Origin of the sequence: Methanospirillum sp., assembly GCF_035560735.1 — an archaeon.
Taxonomy (GTDB): domain Archaea; phylum Halobacteriota; class Methanomicrobia; order Methanomicrobiales; family Methanospirillaceae; genus Methanospirillum.
The window spans coordinates 1-2,598 of the sequence record NZ_DATMYY010000222.1; the positions used below are offsets into that span (position 1 = coordinate 1).

Sequence of the window (2,598 nt, forward strand, 5' to 3'; positions counted from 1 at the left end):
CTATCAGAAATTTATCAGACCAATCAGAGAAATTTGTCTGATCGATGGGTATGTTCAGGCGATGATGCTCTGATTTTATGCATTCTCTGAACAAATAGTCAGGTAATGAAGATATCAGTCCTTGCAAGTGGAAGCAAGGGCAATTGTGTTTATCTCGAGGGTGAAGGGAGCGCTCTTTTAGTTGATGCAGGCCGCTCAGCACGTGAACTGCTTGGGACTAAAACTAAACCAGGTCGTCTCGCTGAATCAGGTGGCAGAGCTGATATGATAGATGGGATTTTGGTCACCCATGAGCATGGTGATCATATCAAGGGTCTTGCTGCGGTCGGGAACAATCTCAAAAAAACGGCATATGGCACAGTGGGTACGATGGATGCATTTATCAGGCAGCGAACCGGTCCGGTACGTTTCCCTGTGCAGACCGTCAAATGTGGAACACAATATGAGATTGGTGGCTTTCTCGTCGAGCCGTTTGCAGTCTCGCATGATGCGACAGAACCATGCGGGTACCTGATCAGTGAAGGTTCAACAAGGCTTTGTTATTGCACTGATACCGGAATAGTAACCGAAAGCATGATGTCAGTAATATCCCGGGCAGATGGAGTTATCCTTGAGTCAAATCATTGTCCTGAAATGCTCAGGGCCGGGCCTTACCCTGAGTTTCTCAAACGAAGAATAGCTGGAAACCGTGGTCATCTTTCAAACCCTGATGCTGCAGCGGTACTTCGTGAGATCGGTGATTCGATTCATCTGGCAATTCTTGCACATCTATCTGAGGAGAACAACGAACCTGGTCTGGCCCTTTCATCAGCCCAGGAAGGACTTTCCTTTCATGCTGAGTCAGTGGAATTGTTTGCTGCTTCCACAGTGGAATTGGAAGGGAAAGCCCCGGTGAGAAAAGTACAGGGTACTACCCGTGAGACCTGCAGTGATGAATGCTGGCGGTACCAGTTCAGTCTGTGATGGTGATCTGACTGAAATTTTTGTTTTTTGCAGAACTCTGTAAAAAAATCGAGTCTATCAAAGGGAGGCTTGATACCATTGATCTTCTGAGTAATGCAATTAAGGAGATAGAACATCCTGATCTCCCAATCTTTGTTCGGCTCATCCTGGGCAAACCCTTCCCTGACTGGAGCCCACTCAAACTTGGTATCGGTCCAAATCTGCTCTATGAATCTGTGGCATATGTTACCGGGAGAAACCGTGAAAAGGTTCTTTCCACGCTCAATTCTGTAGGGGATCTTGGCAGGGCAGTTGAAGAGATGCTTGGAAGTAAATCTCAAACCTCATTTTTTTCTGATGAACTCACGCTTGCAGAGGTTTATTCATCGTTTGAAGCTATCGCCCAGGCTGAAGGTGGTAAATCTCAAAAAGAGCGGCTCCGGATCATACAGCGATTGTTTTCAATAGCTACGCCCCTTGAAGGCCATTACATCACCGGCATTTTGCTTGACGACATGAGGATTGGGGTTGGTGAAGGAAATCTTCGTGATGCGATTGCAAAAGCATTTGATGTTGACTCAAATCTTGTTGAGCATGCCCAGCAGGTTCTCAATGATATGGGCGAGGTGGCATTGCTGGCATCTCAAGGAGAAGAGGCCCTGTCTCATGTGAGACTTCAACTCTTTCATCCGGTGCGGATGATGCTGGCACGACAGGGAACCATTTCTGAAGTTGTTGCAGATGCAGGGACTATTGCAGTAGAGTATAAGTACGATGGGGCTCGGTTTCAGTTTCATAAACTGGGTTCAACAGGCAGGATGTACTCACGAAAACTTGAGGATGTGACAAATTCCCTGCCTGATGTTGTCTCCATGTTGCTGAGCGCTACTGATCATGATCTTATTCTCGATGGTGAGGTTATTGCTATTAAAGATGGGAGGCCGATGGCGTTTCAGACTGTTCTCAAGCGGTTTAGGCGTAAGCATGGGGTATCAGATGCCGTCGAGGCGATAAAGCTGGTTCCCAACGTTTTTGATATTCTCTTCCTTGATGGGGAAATGTTGCTTGATCGATCTTTTTCAGAGAGGCGGAAGATCCTTACAGAGGTGTTGAGGCAGTATGCAACTCCCCAACTCGTTAGTGGTGATCTTACTGAAATAGAACAGTACTACCACCAGGCCCTTGATGACGGGCATGAGGGTGTGATGCTGAAAATACAGGACTCTCGCTACACTCCGGGAATGAGAGGAAAGGACTGGGTAAAGATCAAACCTGAAGTGGATACTCTTGATCTGGTTGCTATTGGTGCTGAATGGGGAGAAGGTAAACGAGCTCACGTATATGGATCGTTTCTGCTTGCTGCACGCCAGGATGAACAACTTGTTCCGGTGAGTCGGGTAGCTACCGGTCTTTCAGATGAACAACTCACCTGGCTCTACAGTACTCTCAAAGATGAGGTTATCCATTCGGAAGGGAAGATGGTGTTCTTTGAGCCCAGGCTCGTATTCGAGATTGGATACTCAGAGATTCAACAAAGCCCGAATTATGAAGGAGGTTTTGCCCTCCGGTTTCCAAGGTTTGTTCGGATCCGGGATGATAAGGACATCAGGGAAGCGAATACGATTAGGGATATTGAAGAGAGATACCTAACTATAC

Annotated in this window: 2 protein-coding genes; both read left to right on the forward strand. The window is 46.9% G+C overall.

Translation table 11 applies throughout. The annotated features are described in order from the left end of the window. The first annotated feature begins 105 nt into the window (after positions 1 to 105). A complete protein-coding gene (locus tag VN429_RS06445) occupies positions 106 to 963 on the forward strand; it encodes an MBL fold metallo-hydrolase (RefSeq protein ID WP_325631127.1) in 858 nt (285 codons plus the stop codon). 11 nt (positions 964 to 974) lie between these two features. Beyond that, positions 975 to 2,598, forward strand: a 1,624-nt coding sequence (locus VN429_RS06450) for an ATP-dependent DNA ligase (RefSeq protein ID WP_414675292.1), incomplete at its 3' end; no start/stop codon positions are given.